Source organism: Sphingomonas sp. Leaf4, from assembly GCF_920939515.1.
GTDB lineage: Bacteria > Pseudomonadota > Alphaproteobacteria > Sphingomonadales > Sphingomonadaceae > Sphingomonas.
This window is the reverse complement of sequence record NZ_CAKLBB010000016.1, coordinates 1-19,718: the sequence shown is the minus strand read 5'-3', so window position 1 is coordinate 19,718 and position 19,718 is coordinate 1. Positions and strand designations below refer to the sequence as shown.

Annotated in this window: 21 protein-coding genes and 1 riboswitch; of the genes, 10 read left to right on the top strand and 11 right to left on the bottom strand. The window is 63.5% G+C overall.

Going from position 1 to position 19,718, the window contains the following annotated elements; translation table 11 throughout:
• Positions 1 to 45: 45 nt before the first annotated feature.
• The 3 genes from LRA89_RS18435 to LRA89_RS18425 form a co-directional block, all read right to left on the bottom strand.
• On the bottom strand, positions 46 to 882 hold the full coding sequence (locus LRA89_RS18435; protein WP_230772437.1) for a DUF7146 domain-containing protein: 837 nt from the start codon (positions 880 to 882) through the stop codon (positions 46 to 48).
• A gap of 40 nt (positions 883 to 922) precedes the next feature.
• Positions 923 to 1,120: a hypothetical protein gene (locus LRA89_RS18430; RefSeq protein WP_230772435.1), complete on the bottom strand. Its 198-nt coding sequence runs from the start codon at positions 1,118 to 1,120 to the stop codon at positions 923 to 925.
• Between the two features lie 113 nt (positions 1,121 to 1,233).
• Positions 1,234 to 1,911: a ParA family protein gene (locus tag LRA89_RS18425; protein WP_230772434.1), complete on the bottom strand. Its 678-nt coding sequence runs from the start codon at positions 1,909 to 1,911 to the stop codon at positions 1,234 to 1,236.
• A gap of 206 nt (positions 1,912 to 2,117) precedes the next feature.
• Between LRA89_RS18425 and LRA89_RS20580 the strand changes: the two genes are divergently transcribed.
• A complete protein-coding gene (locus LRA89_RS20580; protein WP_329958529.1) occupies positions 2,118 to 3,047 on the top strand; it encodes a lytic transglycosylase domain-containing protein in 930 nt (309 codons plus the stop codon).
• On the opposite strand, the gene LRA89_RS18415 is transcribed toward LRA89_RS20580, so the two are convergent.
• The 4 genes from LRA89_RS18415 to LRA89_RS18400 all read right to left on the bottom strand — a co-directional run bounded on the left by LRA89_RS18415 (position 3,014) and on the right by LRA89_RS18400 (position 7,525).
• On the bottom strand, positions 3,014 to 3,289 hold the full coding sequence (locus LRA89_RS18415) for a hypothetical protein (protein ID WP_230772433.1): 276 nt from the start codon (positions 3,287 to 3,289) through the stop codon (positions 3,014 to 3,016). The two genes, LRA89_RS20580 and LRA89_RS18415, sit on opposite strands and share 34 nt — an antisense overlap.
• 89 nt (positions 3,290 to 3,378) lie before the next feature.
• Entirely contained in the window at positions 3,379 to 4,272 is an 894-nt protein-coding gene (locus LRA89_RS18410) for a replication initiator protein A (RefSeq protein ID WP_230772432.1), read from the bottom strand.
• A 184-nt stretch (positions 4,273 to 4,456) separates the two neighbouring features.
• Entirely contained in the window at positions 4,457 to 5,809 is a 1,353-nt protein-coding gene (repC, locus tag LRA89_RS18405; protein WP_230772431.1) for a plasmid replication protein RepC, read from the bottom strand.
• A gap of 501 nt (positions 5,810 to 6,310) precedes the next feature.
• Positions 6,311 to 7,525 (bottom strand): tyrosine-type recombinase/integrase, encoded by a 1,215-nt coding sequence (locus LRA89_RS18400; RefSeq protein ID WP_230772430.1) that lies wholly within the window; start codon positions 7,523 to 7,525, stop codon positions 6,311 to 6,313.
• A 96-nt stretch (positions 7,526 to 7,621) separates the two neighbouring features.
• Here LRA89_RS18400 and LRA89_RS18395 point away from each other — a divergent pair, with 96 nt between their 5' ends.
• A complete protein-coding gene (locus tag LRA89_RS18395; RefSeq protein ID WP_230772428.1) occupies positions 7,622 to 8,200 on the top strand; it encodes a recombinase family protein in 579 nt (192 codons plus the stop codon).
• Positions 8,201 to 8,794: 594 nt separating this feature from the next.
• On the opposite strand, the gene LRA89_RS18390 is transcribed toward LRA89_RS18395, so the two are convergent.
• Together LRA89_RS18390 and LRA89_RS18385 are read right to left on the bottom strand one after the other, a co-directional pair.
• A complete protein-coding gene (locus LRA89_RS18390) occupies positions 8,795 to 9,178 on the bottom strand; it encodes a DUF190 domain-containing protein (protein ID WP_055982130.1) in 384 nt (127 codons plus the stop codon).
• 26 nt (positions 9,179 to 9,204) lie between these two features.
• Positions 9,205 to 10,563, bottom strand: a complete 1,359-nt coding sequence (locus LRA89_RS18385) for a voltage-gated chloride channel family protein (protein ID WP_055982128.1) — start codon at positions 10,561 to 10,563, stop codon at positions 9,205 to 9,207.
• A 23-nt stretch (positions 10,564 to 10,586) separates the two neighbouring features.
• Positions 10,587 to 10,663: riboswitch (Fluoride riboswitch) on the bottom strand.
• 164 nt (positions 10,664 to 10,827) lie between these two features.
• Here LRA89_RS18385 and LRA89_RS18380 point away from each other — a divergent pair.
• Genes LRA89_RS18380 through LRA89_RS18365 form a run of 4 tightly spaced genes read left to right on the top strand, consistent with a single transcriptional unit; the run spans position 10,828 to position 13,912 of the window.
• Positions 10,828 to 11,193 (top strand): DUF305 domain-containing protein, encoded by a 366-nt coding sequence (locus LRA89_RS18380; RefSeq protein ID WP_229668351.1) that lies wholly within the window; start codon positions 10,828 to 10,830, stop codon positions 11,191 to 11,193.
• A 37-nt stretch (positions 11,194 to 11,230) separates the two neighbouring features.
• Positions 11,231 to 12,634 carry a YncE family protein gene (locus LRA89_RS18375; RefSeq protein ID WP_230772477.1) on the top strand — a complete coding sequence of 468 codons (1,404 nt, stop codon included), beginning with the start codon at positions 11,231 to 11,233 and terminating at the stop codon, positions 12,632 to 12,634.
• A 1-nt stretch (position 12,635) separates the two neighbouring features.
• Positions 12,636 to 13,145: an RNA polymerase sigma factor gene (locus LRA89_RS18370; RefSeq protein ID WP_055982122.1), complete on the top strand. Its 510-nt coding sequence runs from the start codon at positions 12,636 to 12,638 to the stop codon at positions 13,143 to 13,145.
• Positions 13,142 to 13,912, top strand: a complete 771-nt coding sequence (locus tag LRA89_RS18365) for an anti-sigma factor family protein (protein ID WP_037529333.1) — start codon at positions 13,142 to 13,144, stop codon at positions 13,910 to 13,912. The genes LRA89_RS18370 and LRA89_RS18365 overlap by 4 nt, the downstream gene beginning before the upstream one ends.
• Before the next feature lie 51 nt (positions 13,913 to 13,963).
• On the opposite strand, the gene LRA89_RS18360 is transcribed toward LRA89_RS18365, so the two are convergent.
• Together LRA89_RS18360 and LRA89_RS18355 are read right to left on the bottom strand one after the other, a co-directional pair.
• Positions 13,964 to 14,476, bottom strand: coding sequence for an MgtC/SapB family protein (locus tag LRA89_RS18360; RefSeq protein WP_052149081.1), 513 nt, complete (start codon positions 14,474 to 14,476; stop codon positions 13,964 to 13,966).
• Positions 14,473 to 15,531, bottom strand: coding sequence for a sulfite oxidase (locus LRA89_RS18355; protein ID WP_230772427.1), 1,059 nt, complete (start codon positions 15,529 to 15,531; stop codon positions 14,473 to 14,475). Before LRA89_RS18355 ends, LRA89_RS18360 begins: the two co-directional genes overlap by 4 nt.
• Before the next feature lie 155 nt (positions 15,532 to 15,686).
• Here LRA89_RS18355 and LRA89_RS18350 point away from each other — a divergent pair, with 155 nt between their 5' ends.
• The 4 genes from LRA89_RS18350 to LRA89_RS18335 all read left to right on the top strand — a co-directional run bounded on the left by LRA89_RS18350 (position 15,687) and on the right by LRA89_RS18335 (position 19,527).
• Positions 15,687 to 16,559: a LysR family transcriptional regulator gene (locus tag LRA89_RS18350; RefSeq protein ID WP_055982119.1), complete on the top strand. Its 873-nt coding sequence runs from the start codon at positions 15,687 to 15,689 to the stop codon at positions 16,557 to 16,559.
• Positions 16,556 to 17,707 (top strand): TDT family transporter, encoded by a 1,152-nt coding sequence (locus LRA89_RS18345; protein WP_055982116.1) that lies wholly within the window; start codon positions 16,556 to 16,558, stop codon positions 17,705 to 17,707. Before LRA89_RS18350 ends, LRA89_RS18345 begins: the two co-directional genes overlap by 4 nt.
• 89 nt (positions 17,708 to 17,796) lie before the next feature.
• A complete protein-coding gene (locus tag LRA89_RS18340) occupies positions 17,797 to 19,032 on the top strand; it encodes a molybdopterin-dependent oxidoreductase (protein WP_055982114.1) in 1,236 nt (411 codons plus the stop codon).
• Between the two features lie 12 nt (positions 19,033 to 19,044).
• Complete coding sequence (locus LRA89_RS18335) at positions 19,045 to 19,527, top strand: c-type cytochrome (RefSeq protein WP_037529331.1); 483 nt, start codon at positions 19,045 to 19,047, stop codon at positions 19,525 to 19,527.
• Positions 19,528 to 19,718: the final 191 nt, after the last annotated feature.

Here is a 19,718-nt window from a genome sequence, read left to right as displayed (position 1 = left end):
TCTGTGGCTGCACGACGCAGCTCACCAGACCAGTCCCCCTTCCCTCTATGCTCCGGTTCTGACGTCGGCCCAGTCGCCGAATTGCCTCGGAGGCGGCATTCGCCGGAGATCCAAGCCACGCGGACGGTAAGCTGCCCACGCTTTCCGACGGGCGCGTCTTCCCTCGGGATCGTTGTCTTCGGCGAAGATCAACGTCCTGACTGAGTCCGGGATGTGGACGCGGTCGAGCCTCGCGGCGCCGAGCGTCGCCCAGCACGGGATGCCGTTATGCTGGGTGAACATAGCTGCCGTCTCGAAACCCTCGGCAAGCGCCAGCGTGTCCGTCACGCGCATGCCCTGCCAGCTCGCGCCAGCCGGGGTCCCCAGCATCACCTTCTCGAGATAGCCTCCGTGTTCGAGGTCGAGGAAGACCCGCTGAACGGCGCGTAGGGCTCGACCTTCTCTGGCGGCGACTATCAGCGCGGGGAGGAACCGGGTGGTAGGCTTCGGTCCCCAAGGGCATCGGGGGTGAAACCGGAGGTCGTCGAACCCGTCGCGGATCCCGCGCTGCCTCAAGTACACCTCCGCAGGCGTGCTGGCGACCGGGACGGCCTCGCTCCAAAGCCGCTCGACATTCGGCTGTCGGCCGAGCGGTGCCGCCTTAGGCGGCTCGTAACGCTGGCCGGGCCTCAGCCGGGAGATCTCTCTCAGCACGTCGTCCGCGTCGCAGCCTGCGAAGCAGTGAACGAGGATCCCTTCATGGCCCTGCCGGACCGAGAGGCTCGGGGTCTTGTCCTGGTGGGCCGGGCAGCGGCACATCGCGAGGTAGCCGCGCCACGTGCCGCACAGGGCACCTACGATATTGACCACCTGCTGCGTGGGTTTGAGGGCGACTAGGGTCATGGTGCATCCTTTCTCATGATGCACCTCACCCCCTTCCCTCCTAGTCCTTGGCGCCTTCAGCCAGCGCCAGAAGACGATCAAGCGCGTCAGGGTAGGAGAGCTGCTCGCGGTCGCAATATTCGTTGAAGCGGGTGTAGGTGGTTGGGGTAATCCTCATGGTCAGGGACTTGCTCTTCGTCTCGCGCACCCTACGGCGTCGCGCCGTCGGCGCTGATTGATATTCGTCGGGCAACTCCATCGGGGCAGCGCTGGGGCGAGGGGCGGGAGTAGGGCGCATTGCTGAAAGATCGAGACCGCTAGCAGCGGGCTCACGAGCGGCGCGGCCGAACTTCTTGGGTTCTGGTGCTTCGCTCATGCTTTGACCTCGGATGTGATGATTGCAACGATCTCCCGAAGGAGGCTTTGGACATTCTGGCGGGCGCGCTCGGTCCGCGCGAGGTTATGAGCGTCCAGTTCCTCCAACGTCATTCGGTAGAGAAACATCGCGCGATAGGCGTCGCCCAGGAACAACTCTGATGAGAAGACCGGCGCCGCCTGGCGCGTCTGCTCCATGATCTCGCGCTCGGCTCGCGAGGTGATCGCGGTCGTGCGCTGGGTGAACAGGATGCGGTGGGGGAGGGGCCTCTGCCGAGCACGCTCGATGAACTCGAGCCGGTCAAGGAACTCGATCGATCGCTCGAGGTCCGCGGCCGACGCACGCTGAGGGATGATGAGCATGTTCGCCTGCAGGGTGGCGTACATCACCTGCTCGTTGATCGCCCCTTTCACGTCGAGGATCACGAAGGGGTATTCTTGCGATGCATCGTAAACGGCTGTCTCCAGCTGCTTCTGCGTCATCTTGTGGCCGTCTTCGACCACGATCCCATCCTTCAGCTTCCAGTCCTCGTACCAGCGATAGAGGGAGAGCTGGGGATCCGTGTCGATGACGTAGACCGTCTGCCCCGCGGACCTGATTTCCGAGGCTAGCGCGAGCGCGGTGGTGGACTTGCCGACCCCGCCTTTGATGGATCCCACGAGAATGACAGCCATGACGGTCCCTTTGTACTGCTAACCAGCATTACAGTGCAATGCGCGTTGCATGCGTCTTTGCATGTGATTGGCGAAGCGAGCTACACCTTGCAAGCACAATCGCACTACACATTGATTTGCGCCGCGCTGTGTAATGCGCTCTGCACTGCAATGGTGTAAAAATATTCCACGTTGTCAGGCCTGAAGGGGTGTGGTCCCTTGCCGCCATGGCGAACAGGCTGACCCTTGTTGCGAACTTACTGATCGGCGTCGCTGCCGGCGCAGCGGCGATCACCAGCGCTGCCGCTCAGCAGGTCGAGCTGGTGCCGTTCAGAAACGTCGGTGACGGTTTCGTAATCGAGGTGGGCAAGAAGCCCGTTGGTATCGAGATCCCGGCTGCTCTTCCCAACGAGGCGACGGCGCTCTCGGCGGAAATGCTTGCTCAGGACTTCGCGGGCATGGCGCCGCCTCCGTCGTTCGCGCCGGCGATCGCAATGGCTCCGGTCGAGCGGTCGTCCATCCCGGTGCCCTTTTGGATGAGGACCGGAAAAGTGACGACATCGGGTCTCGCGGCTGCGGCTGCGGTGGCACCGTATCTCTACAGCCCGGCCGCGTGTTCGATTTCACCGTACCGTCCCCGGGGGGACCTGCCCATGTACCTCGAGCAGCGGCGCGCACGCTATTACCCGCTGATCTCGGCCGTCGCCTGCGAGGCAGGGGTTCCCGTCGGGCTGTTCGATGCGCTCGTTGCGCAGGAGAGCCAGTACAATCCGCAGATCGTCTCGCCGAAGGGTGCGGTGGGCCTTACGCAGCTGATGCCGGGCACCGCGGCTTACCTGGGCGTATTCAACTCGCGCGATCCGCTGCAGAACCTGAGGGGAGGAGCCCGCTACCTTCGCGAGCATTTGGACGAATTCAAGAGGGTGGACTTGGCGCTCGCGGCCTATAACGCAGGACCGGGTCGGGTTCGTCTGAATGGGCGTATCCCGCCGTTTCGCGAGACGATCGGCTACGTTTCAGCGATCACGCGGGGCTGGAGCGCGAGCGCGTTCAGGACGGCCACGATTCAGACGGCGTCACTATCGACCAGTGTGCCGACCTTCCGCGGCGCCCAGCTCTTCAACTACACGTCGACGAGCGTCGCGAACCCGAGGTGATTGGCGTAAAGCATGGCGATCGCGAGTATCGCCGGCGCGCCGAGCAGGTAGTTGAGCTGCCAACGAACCCAAACGCGCGGAGCCGCGAGAACCTTGTCCATCACCGTGGTCGTGGCCAGGATACTGGTTCCCGAGCGATAGTCGTGGATTGTCTTGATCACCGCGATGATCGCGCACATCGCGACGAGCAGTCCGACTGCGGCGTAGAGTGAGATCCAAGCGTCGAGGGTAGCTTGCGGCATAAAGGCGCCTTACAACGAAGAGACTTCCGATGCCTTAACGGAGCGCTTTGGAAGTTAGTCGCCACAGCAGCGAAGAGGGCAGGGTAGGGCTAAGCTGCAGCGTGCATTGGAGTTGCAACAGACTTCTGCTTCGGTCGCATCCTTACGCTGGTGGTCACCGACTTTCGCCGACGTCCGATCGAGTCGGTATGTTCTCCGGTTACCGTCTCAACCAGATCGACGTCATACTCTGGGAGTCGGTTCTCGCCCTCGATGGTCTTCACGAGTTGTTTCAGCCGTTTCATCGGTCCCATCGAGCCGATTTTCCGGTGCAGATCCTCCAGCGTAATCTCGATTGGCCCGTTCTCACAATAACAGTGAGCGATTTCGTACATCCGTCGCTCAATGGCGCCGAGTCGAAAGTAGTCGTGATGATAATGGTAGATACGCTGATCTCGCTTGATCGCACGGTACAGCCAATTGCACGGGCGAACACGGACGTACCGGAGCAGTTCGTCCCCGTTGGCCATCTTCTCGTATTCGACTTGAGCTTCAGAAAGCCAAGAGAACCAGCCCCGATCGATCTTCGACCCGGTCTCGATGTTCGTTTTGATCTGCGTACCCTGGAGACGCTCTAATGCCTCGGCGAACCGCCGATAATCCCGGATCGACGGACGCTCCACGCCCGTAATACGAAAGAAGTCATGCGCCGCAAACGTGACGTCCTCATCGGCGACCTGCCCATCGGCGATCGCCTGCGCCACCAGCGAGGCGACGTAGAGCAGGATTTCCTTGTCCCACATCGTCGCGACACCGGTCGCACTCGGGCGGATTTGGATCGTGACCTGATCATGCCGGTACTCGATCGGCTCAAGGTGGGCATTCTTCGATAAGACGAAGAAAGGAAAATCCATGATGCTCCGCTCACCACGGACCTTGCCATGGAGAGGGCTGTCCATGTCGAACAGCGAAATTTGCCGCGGTAGGGCGGGGGATCTAGCCATCATCGCTCCATTCCGAAAACCCGCCTGAGCATAGCATCATCGAGCGCTGGATCACCCCGGTCCCGACATAGGGTAACTGAAAGCACGAGGATTCGCGCCTGTTGGCGTGAGCAAATGGGCGTTTACCATCGCAAAACGTGTGAGCAGGGCAGGGGGCTCGTGCTTTCAGTTACCCTATCCTCCCTCACAGGAGCTGCGCCGACCTGCCGGTACGGGCCAGTTTGAGCGCAGCGGACGCAAGCTGACCAATCGAACGTGGCTCTGAACCGGTGGAGAGTGAACGCATGGCCTCGGTCCGCGCATTGTCCTTCAGGCCATGGAACGTCCGACCAAGGTTCAAAAGACCCGACGCAGCGTGCTTGTTCATGCCACGGAGGTAAGCGCCCGGACGCTCAACGTCTCCACGAAGGTGCTTATGGGCCGTTGCCAACACGGAAGCTGCCGCGCCCTTTTGCCCCATAAGCCGACATGCTTCGTGCCAGACATTACGGTGAATTGCCGTCTGGTCGACGAGCCGCTCGGCGGTACCGATCAGCGCGCCCCATGTTGGCCGTTGCGTGTTGGTCAAGATAAACTCGGGCACCACAGACGCGATGAACTCGGGATCGACGCCGTGCTTGGCCAGGTCTGCCTCGACCTCCGTTTGCGGTTGTTCGTCACGGACGTCGTACCCGGCCCTGCTACTTCTTTTCGGATAGCCACTACTGTATTCTGCTTTAGCAGTATGGGGTTGTTTTGTAGTTGTAGTGAGGGCGTCGTCGAGGACGCCCGAGGGCGAATCTTTTTCGTAAATCTGAGAAGGTTTCGACATCTCAAATGCTGCCGTGACGCTCTTACCAAGCTCATCAGCGCGACTCTCCATCTGCTCAACGCAGGCAGAAAGGAGGGTTTCATCGCGAACCTGACGCATCTGCCGAGTTGCGAGCTGCGCGATCTCGACCGCAGTCCATGCATCGATCCCCTCGATCGCCTCATCCTCCACCAATTGGGCCAAGCTGCGGATCCGACGACGAGCGGCCGTCAGCCGTTTACGCAGGACCTCGATCCGCAAATCGGCGGCGCTTCCTTCGTTCGCAGTCTCGACAAACTCCAGGTACCGGGCTCCAAGCGGGCTGAGATCGATCCCGTAGGCGTAGATCAGGCGGCCGTCTTTGCCACGGGCGCCGATCCGGTTGCCGTTCGCACTGTCACGGTGCGTCAGTAGGCCGTAGCGGGCTGCACTGGTCAGCATCTTCTGCAGCTGCCGGACTCCGATGCCGAGCTTCTGGGTCAGCTTTTCGTTAGAGGGGAAGACAATTGGATGCTGTCCATCGGACCAGTCGATCGGCCGGGACCAGCTCATGAGCGTATCGATGGCATGGACGAGGCGAGGGGGGATACCAAGATAGGGCGCCGCGCGCTTGAACATGGTGAGGACTTGGCGGTGGCTGACGTCCTCGGGAAGACCATTGAAAGCCTGAGCAAGCTGGTTGGTGGCGGCGGTGCGCTCATCTATCCGCCGGTGACCGGCGCCTGGAGCATAGACATAGGTGCTCATTCGGAAAATCCCCTTTGGATTCCCGTGCGGACGCAGAAGTCCGTGGCGCTCAGAGCGCTTTCTTCTTGCTGCGTGTTCGGAGCTCGATTAGGGGATCGTTGTCACACGGCCTCTCCGAGGTTCCGAAAAGCCCGGCCTAGTGCCGGGTTTTTCTTTTCTGCACGGCATTCCCTTGTTCTGGTTTCTCGCCGTCGCTCGGCGACGAGGTCGCGCCTGGGACACCCGAGGCTTGCGACTTTCACAAGGTAAACGGCAGTTGCTTCGAGAGTCGCGTCTCGTGGCTCGTGCTATCTGTTACCGTGTCCTGGAAATCCTCGTGCTTTCAGTTTCCCTATGCGTCGTTCGGGGTCACACTGAGTGGGGCAACGGGATACGGTAACTGATAGCACGTGTCGGTCTGAGCCTCGATCATCCTTTTCCGCCTGAGTGGCAGCGCCTCGTGCTTTCAGTTACCCTATGTCTGAAAGGAGCGTGCGAGCGCAGCTGGGCGAACGATCTCTGCTACATGAACCCCTTCCCAGCGTGATCGCGGTAGCGCTCGGTATCCCGGACATACTCGGCCACCATATCGATCGAAGCATGGCGGCTGTGCTGCCGCATCTTGAACAGATTGGCGTTCTGGCGTCCGGCTTCGGTGAGGAATCCCGCGCGCAACGAATGGCCCGCGAACAGTTCGGGCGGATAGCCGGATGCGGCCGCGGCAGCCTTCACCACCAGCGCCACGCCCTTGGTGCTCATCGCCTGCTCGGTGAGGCGGCCCTGCGGCGTGAGCTTGCGAAACACCGGCCCTGCGGTGATCCCGGCCTTCTCGATCCAGGCGTTATAATGGCGTACCGGCTCCAGCCGGGGTCCGTCGAGCACGGCGACACCTTGGCCAGCGCCAAACTGGTCCGTCTTTGACGACTTCACGTTGATGGTGAGCCCCTCTGGATCCCGCGTCACTCTCGCCACCGTGATCGCCACCAGTTCGGAGCGGCGAAACGCGCCGCCCATTCCAATCGCGAGAAGGGCACGGTCGCGGTGCGCCCGCAGATCGTCGCCGGTGATGCTGCGAAGCATGTCACGCAGAATGTCGCCGTCAGCCGCGCGCTTCTTACCGACTTCGTCGTCTTTTTTGGTGCGTCGAATTCCGCCGACAACAAGTCCTAGATCACCAGCGCCCGGCTGCGACGTGGGCGGCTCGACCTTGCCCATCCGATGCGCGAACACAATCGCGGCAAGTCGGCGGTCAATCGTTGCGCGCGTCAGCGGCTTCGGTTCGCGCCGTACACGCAGCTTGCCCGTCTTCGTGAACTGGTCAGCCGCGGGAGTAAAACCTGTGGTAGCCAGTTCGGTCAGGAACGCCGCGACCGTTGCCGGAGCCGCCGGCAGCGGACGGTAACGTCGCTCCGAGCACCAGGCGAGGAACAGGTCCCAGTCCGATCGATAGGATTGCAGCGTCGCCTCGGCGCGTCCACGACGCAGGAAGTGATCAACGCGCTCCTGATCGTCAGGCGCGAGATCGGGAAGGTAGAGCTCCTGCGGTTCAACGCGATCAAGCACGGTGAGTGCCCCATTGATGATCGCATCGAGACTAGCCGGACGATCGTCGCCCGGTGCCGGGTCGAGCATGGTATCAGCATTTAGCGGCGCGCTCGAGGTTCCGCTTTCTTCGTCAGGGCGCGCAGGCGTTTCATCTCTGCCGTTCACAAACGATCGATTTTGACGCGCCATCATGTGAGAACGTCTAGCAGCGGTCACGGGCGTATCAAAACACATTCTCGATTGCTGGGACCCGTGATAGGCACAAGAGATGAGTTTTGAGAACGCTTTATGCTGATCGGCTACGCCCGGGTCTCGACAGCCGAACAAGATCTGACACCGCAGCTCCATGCTTTGCGCGAGGCAGGTTGCAAACGGACCTTCAGCGACAAGGCGAGCGGCGCGAAGGCGAACCGCGTCGGCTTGGCAGACGCGCTCTCCCATGCCCGACCCGGCGACGTGTTGGTCGTGTGGAAGCTCGACCGCTTGGGCCGAACGATGAAGGGGTTGGTCGACCTGGCCGCTGATCTGGCGGAGCGCGGCATCGGGTTCCGATCGCTGACCGACGGCATCGACACGGCCGGCACTGCCGGCAAGCTCGTCTTCCACATTATGGCTGCCATGGCTGAAATGGAGCGCGACCTTAACCGCGAACGCACGACAGCCGCCCTGGCGGTGGCGCGGCGCGAGGGGAGGGTGGGCGGCCGGAAGACGGTGATGACGCCCAACCGGCTCGCGGCTGCTCGCAAACTCTTGGCGTCCGGGATGCCGATGCGTGAGATCGCCCCCGCGATCGGGGTCTCAGTTCCAACACTCTACCGCCACCTTCCAGCGCCGGAGCAAGAAAGCATCAGCGCGGAAGGGCAGTAACGGGATTCAGAGAAAGGATAGCGGTCTCCGTCGTGGGTCTAGAACTCGCCCTTCGTTCACATGGGGTCACTGCACGAAAGTGCGCTTTGCGTACGCCAGGCCCGAACGAACAGCGAACGACACGGATCGGTGGTTAGGCGACAGGCAGATTTCGGGATGGTTGAAAGCTGTCTTTGAGCGGTGTCATAGCCGTTCTAGGCTGTTGAAAAAGTTGCTTCGGCTCGGAAGAGGCGTCGGTCAGGGCAATATTCTTCTCGTATCATGCCTATCTTTGCAACTTCTTGTTAGAATTGGTCACCTCAACGCAGTCATATTACGCGCGAGGTCGTCGCACTGCCTGCTTGCCGAGTTTTTCAACAGTCTCGGTCGGTTGTGACGCCTGTCAGCGCCCCGGTTAGCGTTTCTGGCACAGCAGCGCGGCATGGCGAACCGACCGTTGAGCGTCTGGAGCAGTCCCGCTTCTCCATGTACAGCGGGTCATTTCGGGAAAACTCAATCGGGAACAGGTTTCGGGAAAAGCGTATCGACCCGCGCATCGGGCAGACCAATCCTGTCGTGACGGTCCTTCTGGAAGTTCCATTATGGGAACGCCGATCAGGCTCTGGTTCGCTCAGTTTCGCGCGTGATCGTCCAATGCTCCAATTGTTTGTAAACTATCACCTTGTTGCCGAGCAGATCGCCATGCCGGCGACAGAAAATGTTGAGCTGGTCACGTTCGCCGACCAGCTCGACGCAGATAGTCAGATGCGGATCGGCAATCTCCGATCCATTTTCCCGGATTGGGCCGCGATTGCTGAAGCCGTAATGCATGTTCTGCGCGACGGCGTTGATGATGCCGTCCGCCTTCGCGGTGCGGATCAGCTCGCGATAAAAAGGTTTCGCACCCCAGAAGCGACGTGGGCCGACCTTGTCAGACGGCTTCAAATAGATGCGCAGCATTCCAACCTCGCGGTGCTGGACGGTGAAACGATCAGGCATAATGGGCCTTTCGATAGGAAGCAGGATCAGACGCGCGAGCGACGGCGGGAAGCACGGTGCGTGCGGGCATCACGCAGGGTCGCATCGGGTGTGAGGCGCGCAGCAGGCACCTTGGGGACTGCGACGCGCTGCGACAGATAAATGCCGTTATGACCCGAGCAAAGGTAGGCGACGAAGCATGCGACCGCGATCGGCACAGCATAGGCCGCCCCGAACAATTCGATCCCCATGAACGTGCAGGCAAGCGGCGTGTTGGCCGCACCCGCGAACAGCGCAACGAAGCCGATCGCCGCGAATAACCCTGTCGACACCCCGAACATAGGCGCGAGTGCATTGCCGAGCGCCGCGCCGATGAAGAACAGCGGTGTCACCTCCCCGCCCTTGAAGCCGGTACTAAGGGTGACGACGGTGAAGAGCAGCTTCAGCGCCCAGCTCCACGGGTCCGTATTGGAGCCGAAGAAGCTGGCGATGGTCAGGCCATCCGGCGTCGCCGCTAGCGTGCCCAGACCGAGATAGTCCCGCGTGCCGAACAGCCAGACCAGTGCGATCACGGCCACGCCACCGATGACGGGTCGTAGTGGGCCATAAGGCACCATGCGCTTCAGCCATCCGCCCAGCGCATGATTGGCCTCTGCAAAAGCTAGTCCGACTAACCCGAATACGACGCCCGCGACGCCAACCTTGATGACGATTAGAGCGTCGACCGGCACTGTCGCATCGACATGGTAGATGCCGTGGTGAATGCCCCAGGCAAGACAGGTCCAGTCGCCGACCAGTGCCGCGACCAGGCACGGCACCAGCGCGCGATACTCGACCCGGCCAATCGCCAGCACCTCCAGCGCGAAGACCGCTCCCGCGATCGGCGTCCCGAACACTGCGCCGAACCCTGCCGCGATCCCGGTCATCAGCAGGATGCGCGTTGCTTGCGTATCCAGCTTGAGGGCGCGCCCGAACCCGCCGGAAAGACTGCCGCCCAATTGCACGGCGGTGCCTTCGCGCCCCGCCGATCCACCAAACAGATGTGTCACGACCGTGCCGAAGAAAATGAGCGGGGCCATGCGCAGCGGCACGCCGCCCCCCGGTTCGTGGATCTGCTCGACGATAAGATTGTTGCCACCTTCGACCGAGCGCCCTGTCAGATGGTAGAGCAGTCCGACCACGAACCCGCCGATCGGCAGCAGGTAGAGCAGCCAGGGAAAGGCGAAGCGAATCCGGGTTACGGCATCGAGGCTCCACAGGAAGGCTGCGCAGAGCGTTCCCACCGTTGCGGCCATCGGGACCAGGATCAAAGCCCACCGCAGCACCGACATGGCATGGGTGCGGCGATCGCGAATGAACGCTGCCATGTTGAACTGGTCGTAGAGATTGCGAAATGTCGCGCGCACGATTCCTCCTTGCTGCCTTACGGCGCCTGGTAGGAATCATCGGCCCTTGCGAGGGCGGTTCGGCCGAATGGCCCGGCGGAAATCCATCGCCGTGCCCGAGCATATGCTGTCCGACGGCGACCTGGTCAACCAACGGCAGGGTCACGATGAGACGATTGTTTTGCTGAGGATCAATAATTGGCTCACCCATGGAATAAACCCCGACGGGCGTCGTCTACCCTTTCGAGACTGATCCGCAGGAGGCTTATGCGTAGACGAAATTGGATGCTGGGTCTGACTGCTTCGGCCATGCTCACCGGCGCAGTCGCGGCCGCCCCCGCCGATGGCTACGCCAGCATGGTATCTGCCGCGATGGACCGGATGATGGCGGGCATGATGGTCAAGCCGTCCGGCGACGTCGACCGCGATTTCGTCGCGATGATGCTTCCGCATCACCAGGGCGCCATTGATATGGCGGTGGCAGAGCTGCGCTACGGCCATAACGAGCAGCTCAAGCGCATCGCGCAGGAGATCATCATCGATCAGCAGCAGGAGATCGCCGCCATGAAGTTGGCGATCGGTCAGCCGCTACCCCCTTCGACGCCAGCCCCGACGCAGGGCGGCGACCACCACAGCCATATGGAGCACTGACATGATCCGGACCTTCCTGCTCTCGGCCGCCTTGCTGATGAGCGCCGCACCGGGCATTGCCATGGCTCAGCAGGCGCCGTGGAACGCCAAGGACGTGCCTGTCAGCCACCGCGACCGCGTCTATGCATCCGAACAATTCTCCAACACGGTGTCGGTAACGGACCCGGCCGACAACAGGTTGCTCGGCGTCATCAAGCTCGGCGATCCGCAGCCGATGAATTTTTCCCCGCTCTACAAGGGGCAGGTGCTGGTTCACGGCCTCGGCTTCTCGCCGGACGGGAAAACACTGGCGGTCGTGTCGATCGGATCCAACGCCGTGTCGTGGATCGACACCGCCACCAACACCGTCAAGCACACGACCTATGTCGGGCGCAGTCCGCATGAGGCGTTCTTCACGCCGGACGGCAAGGAGGTGTGGGTCACGGTACGCGGCGAGGATTACATCGCCGTGCTCGACCCCACGACGTACAAGGAGACCGGTCGCATCAAGACGCCCGGTGGTCCGGGCATGACGATCTTCTCTCCCGATGGCCGATACGGCTATGTCTGTTCCTCATTCAATCCGGTGCTGGCCGTGTTCGATGTCTCGACCCACGCGCAGGTCGGACAGGTGGCGCAGCCGAGTCCGTTCTGTCCCAACATCGCCGCGACGCCGGACGGCAAGCAGGTTTGGTTCACGCTGAAGGACATCGGCAAGACGGTCGCATTCGATGCCAAGCCGCCTTTCGCGATCCTCAAGGTGCTGGATACCGGACCGATCACCAATCACGTCAACTTCGCCCGCACGGTCAAGGGACAGTTCGCCTATGTCACGGTGGGCGGGGAAAACGCGGTGAAGGTGTTCCGCACGTCCGACTTCGCGCTTGTCGCCACCATCCCGGTCGGCAAGATGCCGCACGGCGTCTGGCCATCGGGCGACGGCCGGCGCATCTATGTCGGGCTGGAGAATGCCGATGAACTTGCCGCGATCGACACCGCCGGCAACAAGGTCGTTGCCACCGTGCCGGTCGGACAGGCACCGCAGGCGATCGCCTATGTGCCGAACGCTGTTCCGACAGGCCCCGGCACCGACAATCTCCAACCGCTCGGTACGGCAGGCAAGGCGGTGCATCTGAACATGGGGCCGGTTGGCGGCAATGGTGCGGCAAGCAGCATTACCCTCTTCGACCAGGGCATCATTCAGGTCGTGCAGAGTGCCGTTACCGGTTTGCAGCCCAAGAAGCCTTACATGCTCGTGCTCACCGCCAACGCGGACGGCAGCGGTGCGGTAGAGCCGCTTGCGAACTTCATGAGCAATCCGGCAGGTGCGGCGATTGTCAACGCATCGGGTCCGATCCGGCAGATCGTTCAGGGCAGTGCAGCGGCCCCCCGGCGCTTTCTGGCGGTCGCCGAGGTAGTGAATGGCGCACCGGGCCGCATCGTGCAGGTGCAGCGCGACTGAGATGGACCCGCTTGCCGCCGCGATCGAGCCCCTGGTCCCCGGTCTGCGCCGTTATGCCCGGTCGTGGTTGCGCGATCAGGCGATGGCGGATGACCTGGTGCAGGATTGCCTCGAGCGCGCGGTCGGGCGCTGGCGGCAACGACGCGGGACGGAGGTTCGCCCCTGGGTCTATGCAATCCTGCATAATCTGTTGGTCGATCATAAGCGGCAGCATGTCCGGCGAGGTACGGCGGTTCCGCTCCACCTCGTGGACGACGTTGCGCTCGGTCGCCCGGCCGATCAGGACGCAGGCCTGCACCACCGAGACCTGTTGCGCGCACTTGATGCGTTGCCCGAGGAGCAGCGGACGGTGCTGCTCCTCATTTCCGTCGAAGGTCTGTCATATGGGGAAGTCGCTGCCGTCGTCGGTGTGCCGCTGGGAACGGTGATGTCGCGCATATCGCGGGGGCGCGACCGTCTGGCGACGCTCCTCCGGGAGGGTGAACGGCCACGATTAAGGAGTATTCGATGACCAGCCCGATCGGAGAGGACGATCTGGCCGCGTGGATCGATGGCAGGCTGTCGCCCGAGCGGCAGCGTCTGGTCGACGCTTACCTTGAAGGCCAGCCGGACGTGCATGCCCGTTTGCGGGAGCAGGCGGAGCAGGCGCGAGCCCTTGCATCGCTTTTCGCTCCAATCGCGGATGAACCTATCCCGGCGACGATGCGCGTCGCAGCCATCAGGGGACGGCAACGCCAACCGCGTTGGCAACTCGCCATCGCCGCGTCGCTTCTGCTGGCGGTCGGGTTTGGCGGGGGCTGGTCGAGTGCGCGTTGGAGCGGCGAACCCCGCGCGGGCATCGCGGCGCTGGCCAACGAGGCGAGTGACAATTTCCGTGTCTATGCCGCCGACCGGATACGACCGGCGGAAATCGGCCCCGACCAGCGCGCCATGCTGATCCGGTGGACCTCCGCCCGATTGGGTGAGCGCGTGACCATCCCGGACCTCAGCACAGCCGGTTACCGCTATGGCGGGGGGCGATTGGTCGCGACGCCCCACGGCCCTGCGGTTCTTCTCCTCTACGATGGACCGCAAGCGTCAAAGCTCGCGGTGCTGACGAGGCCTATGCAAATCGACAAGAGCGCAAGCATGACCAGCACGTCCAGCGGGACCATGGGCCGGGTCACATGGGCTGTCGACGGGATCGGCTATAGTGTAGTGGGCGAGCGACCCGCTGCCGAGCTGCATCCGATCGCCGATGAGGTCCGGCGCCAGGCCGATGCGGGGCTTGTCTCCTGATAGCGCCTGGCCGCTTCTTAGCGCCGACAGGCACTGGGCGGACCAGCGGGATCACGGCTTGCGCTCGGCATCCTTCCGGTCGGCCTCTGCCGGAGTCAGCCTGGCCCGCTCGCGAATGCGACGTTCGAGCGGAGCGCCCGCGAACAGTACGAGCATCGCAAGGCTCAACCCGCCGATGATGAGCGGCCACACCGCCAACCCTGCTGCCGCGCCGATCGTGGCCGTGACCCAGATGCACGCGGCGGTCGCCAATCCATGCACTTCCTGACCCTGGCCGACCCGCAGCACCGCGCCGGCACCGATGAAGCCGACGCCGGACAGAATGCCCTGCATCGCCCGTCCTGCGGCATCGGCGTTTACGTTCGGCAAGCCACTGTGCACGATCGCCTGCACGGCGATGCAGCTCGCCAGACCGACCAGACCCAGCGTTCGCAATCCCATGATCTGCCGGTTCTCGCGCGAGCGTTCCCAGCCGAGCACCATCCCAGCCGCGGTCGCCACCACCAGCCGCCCGATCGCATCGATCCAGAAGCCGAGGTCCGATGCCGCTGATGCTTCGATCATTCGACCAGCACGTGCACATGATGCCAGGCGGTGCACAGATAGCCGGCGAAGTTCCACACCGTATCCGGCCGCTCGGGCTGACCCTGTCCAGTCTCGTCGAAGGCGCGCACGACAAGGTGCTGGCGCCCCTTGGCGAGCGTGGCGTCGAGGGTCCAGCGCCGCCAACCCCAGTGCGCCTCCGGATCATCGGTGAACGTCGCCTGTTGCCAGTCGCGACCACCGTTTACCGACACTTCGACCCGAGAGACGCGGCGATCATAGGCGATGGCATAGCCCTCGATCCGCACCTCCCCGGCCGGCAGGCTTTCGCCAGAGCCGGGCACGCAGATCGCGGCGTTGAGCGGCATGGCATTGATGGTCAGACCCTGGCTCCAGTCGACGGTGTCGCTCGTCACATCGGCAGGAAAGAGCTTGTAGTCGTGCGCCTGGATCGGTGCGTCGGATGGCGTCTCGCGCACCTCGATCCGTGTCAGCCATTTGGCGCTCCGCACCCCGGCATAGCCCGGCACCACCATGCGGAGCGGTGCGCCGTGTTCGGGCGTCAGCGGCTCGCCGTTCATCGCCCAGGCAATAAGGACGTCGGGTTGCCGCGCCTTGTCCATGGCGATCGAGACCCCGAACAATGCTTCCTCGCCTTCGACGTCCACCTCGTCCGCGCCGGTGAACGCCACGAACAGGTCGGACGCATTCGGCGCACCGACGGCATCCAGTACGTCGGACAGTCGTACGCCGGTCCATTCCGCATTGCCGATCGCGCCCACGTCCCAGGGGTCGCCGGACGTTCTAGCGACCTGCTGGAGATCCGTGCGCCGGTTGCCGGCGCACTGGAGAACTGCCGTCACCGTCCGCGTGGCCAACGCGCTTTTCAGTTCCTCCACCGAGAAGGAGCGGCTCGCCATGCCCGTCCCGCTCACTTCGATCCGGTGATCGGCAGGCAGATCGGGCACTGCACCATGGCTGCGCACGTAGAACAGCGCCTGCGGCGTCAGGAACCGCTCGATCAGCGCGCCGGGCGTCGGCTCGGCGTTGTAGGGATCGGATTTGCGCTCGATCATATCAGTCATGGACGAACCAACGCCGCAAGCGCGCGGATCGCTTCAAGCCTTCAAGACTATCGCAGACGAAGGATTACCAATCGTTCCGATATCCAGATTGGAACAAACAGATCAAACGGTTGGTCGTATCGATCAGTTTCCGCGATACAAGCTGCATGACCCTGGAGCAGCTCAGAATCTTCGTCGGTGTCGCCGAGCGCGAACACGTCACCAAGGCAGCAGAGGTGCTGAACGTCACGCAGTCCGCTGCCTCCGGCGCGGTCGCGGCCCTCGAAGCGCGCTACGGGGTTCCTCTGTTTCACCGCGTCGGGCGTGGCATCCAGCTGACCGAAGCGGGCCGCGGCTTTCTGGAGGAAGCGCGCGCGGTGCTGGGGCGGGCAGCGCATGCCGAGACGATGCTGGCGGACTATGCCGGGCTTGCCCGTGGTTCGTTGCGGATCGTCGCCAGCCAGACGATCGCAAGCTACTGGTTGCCCGCAAGGCTTGCCGCCTTCCACGAGCGCCACCCGCAGATCGCGGTCGAGCTGGCGATCGACAACACCGAAGGCGCGGCAGCGCAGGTCCTTAGCGGAGCGGCGGAACTCGGTTTCGTTGAAGGCGAAGTGGACGAACCAGCGCTGGCGCATTGGGAAGTCGGACGCGATCCGATGGTGCTGGTCGGACGCAGGGACGCCGAGCGTGTCGACGAGGACTGGCTTCGCGCTGCACGCTGGATCGTCCGCGAGCAGGGTTCGGGCACGCGCTCGACCTTCGAGGACGTGCTGCGAACGCGCGGGTTTGATCCGGCCCAGCTGACGGTAGCGATGACGCTGCCGTCCAACGAGGCGGTGCGTACCGCGGTCGAGGCCGGTGCCGGCGTCGCTGTGTTGTCGCGATTGGTCGTCGCACGCGCGCTCAAGGCCGGCGATCTGGTCGAGCTGGCGCTTGAGTTACCCGATCGCGCCTTCCACGCGCTGCGCCACAAGGAACGCTATCGCACCCGCGCGGCCGACGCGCTGACGGACCTCATCAAGGAGCAGGTCGCATGACTGCCGACGCACCTTCGGCCCTGACCGGCCTCAAGCCGCTAAGCAGGCTCGATCACCCGCGCGAGATGATCCGCCAGTTCACACCCAACTGGTTTGCCGCGACCATGGGCACCGGCATCCTCGCTCTCGCGCTGCCGCAGGTGCCCGGCATCGGCCCCGCGCTCAAACCGATTGGCGAGGTGTTGTGGTTCTTCAACATCGCGCTCTTCATCCTGTTCGCCGGTCTCTATGGCGCGCGCTGGGCGATGTTCGGGCATGAGGCACGGCGCATCTTCGGCCACAACACCGTGTCGATGTTCATCGGGACCATCCCGATGGGCCTGGCGACGATCATCAACGGATGTCTCGCCTTCGGGATCGCGCGATTCGGTAACGGCATCGTGCCGGTCGCACACGTCCTGTGGTGGATCGACGTCGCCATGTCGCTCGCCTGCGGCGTGTTGATCCCCTACCTGATGTTTACCCGCCACGAGCACAGCCTGGACGGCATGACCGCGGTATGGCTGCTGCCGGTCGTCGCAGCGGAAGTGGCGGGTGCCAGCGGCGGGCTACTCGCTCCGCATCTGACCGATCCCCACGCGCAGATCGTGACGCTCGCGACCTCGTATGTGCTGTGGGCCTATTCGGTGCCGGTCGCGTTTGGCATCCTCGCTATTCTGATCCTGCGCATGGCGCTCCACAAGCTCCCGCACGAGAGCATGGCGGCATCCTCCTGGCTCGCGCTGGGGCCGATCGGCACCGGGGCGCTGGGTATGCTGGTGCTTGGGGCGGATGCGCCGGCGATCCTCGCGGCGCACGGGCTGGTCGGTGTCGGTACCGTCGCGCAAGGGATCGGCGTCGTCGCCGGGCTCTGCCTGTGGGGTTTCGGCCTGTGGTGGCTGGCGCTCGCGACGCTCATCACCATCCGCTACTGGCGCGCCGGCGTCCCATTCAACCTTGGCTGGTGGGGCTATACCTTCCCGCTCGGCGTCTACACCGTCGCCACCTTCCGCCTCGGTACGACGCTGAACCTCGGCTTCTTCGGTATCGTCGGCACGGTGCTGACGATCGCGCTCGCGGCGATGTGGCTGCTGGTCGGTGCCAAGACGCTCGCCGGAGCATGGCGCGGCAACCTGTTCGTCTCGCCCTGCATCGCTACCCCGAACTGATCCACCCTGATGATCGGATCAGTCGGTCCGATCACTTGCAGAACGCCCCTTCGATCCGCCAGCGTGGCTGGCCACAGGAGAGCCTTGTCATGGACAATTTTGACGCCGCGCTGGCGAGTGAAACCAGCCGTCGCCGCTTTCTCAGGCGTACGGCGCTCGGCACCGCCGGCCTTGCCGCAGCACCTGCGCTGGCGCAGCAGCTCGTCGACCTGAAGCTGCCTGGCGGCAATGCCGAGCGGCCGATGACCAGCGCCTTTCCTGGCAAGGGCAGCATGATCCTCCAACGCATCCATCCTCCGCTGTTGGAGACGCCGATGGACGTGTTCGACAAGTCGGTGTTCACGCCCAACGACCAGTTCTTCGTCCGCTGGCACTGGGCCGACATCCCGACCTCGATCGACGTCGAGAGCTTTCGCCTCAAGGTCTTCGGCCACGTCAACAGACCGCTGTCGATCAGCCTTGCCCAACTGCTGCGCCTGCCGCGCGTCGAGATGGCAGCGGTCAATCAGTGCTCGGGCAACAGCCGTGGGTTGTTCCAGCCGCGTGTCGCCGGCGCGCAATGGGGCAACGGCGCGATGGGCAATGCCAAATGGCTCGGCGTGCGCCTGCGCGACGTGCTGGACCTCGCGGGGGTCAAGGCAGGCGCGGTACAGGTGCGCTTCGGCGCGCTCGATCAGCCCGTTGTGACGGGCGCCCCTGACTTCGAGAAGGCGCTCGACATCGACCATGCCCGCGACGGCGAAGTGATGATCGCCTTCGGCATGAACGGCGAGCAGCTGCCGCTCCTCAACGGCTTTCCCTGCCGGCTGATCGTCCCGGGCTGGTATTCGACCTACTGGGTCAAGATGCTGAACGCGATCGAGGTACTGCCCGGCCCTGACGACCAGTATTGGATGGCCAAGGCCTACAAGATACCGGCTACACCCGGCGCGAATGTCGCGCCCGGTGCCAAGGACTTCCCGACCGTGCCGATCAATCGCATGATCCCGCGCAGCTGGATGACCAGCCTGCCGGATGGCCAGGCGATCGCCTATGAAGCGTCCATCCCGGTTGGCGGGATCGCGATGGGCGGCGACTGCGGCGTCGCCAAGGTCGATGTCTCATCCGATGGTGGCCGCACTTGGTACAGGACGACGCTCGGAGCGGACGAGGGCAAGTATAGCTTCCGGCGCTGGGATGGTCGCGTGCCGCTTAGGCGCGGTCCCAACCCCATCATGGTGCGCTGCTGGAACGCCAACGGTGTCGCCCAGCCGATGAAGCCGATCTGGAACCCCGGCGGGTTCATGCGCGGCAACATCGAAACCACCACCATCATTGCGGCCTGAGGAGCGAGTAGCATGAAGACCCCGTCTCCCGGCATCATGGCCGCTGGCCTGATCGGCCTGACCGGTATCATCCTCATCTCGATAGGTGCGCCGAGCAGCCGCAAGGCGTCTGCCCCGATCTCCGAGACGTCCGAGCCGGCGCCCCCCGTCAGCGTGTCGGCCCGCGGCTTCTCGCTTACCTCGACCAGCGTCGACCTGCCGGTCGACGACGCGAGCTATCCCGATGGTCCGCACGCCGACGTCATCAACGCCAACTGCACCTCATGCCACTCGGCCAGTATGGCGCTGACCCAGCCTGCGCTATCGGCGGCTCAGTGGAAGGCGACCGTCACCAAGATGCGCGAGGTGTATAAGGCGCCGGTGGCCGAGAAGGACGTCGACGCAATCGTCGCCTATCTCACCGCCATGCCGCATCAGAAGGCGGCACCCGCAACCGGCAAGGCGCAGGACCCCGACCCCAAGGTGGCTCCCGATGTTTCAGGTGGAACCGGCTAACCGAGCCACTTCCATAATCCCAAAATACCATCTCAATCGGGAAAGTCGCTGGTGTCATAACCGGACGAGACCGTTGAAAAAGGCCTGGGCGAAATCGGCGTGGCGGATGGCTGGTGACGCCGGCCACCGGGGATACGCCGCGTATCAGGCCGCCGCGGCCTGCCGGGCGAGCAGCTGAAGGTTGTATGCCG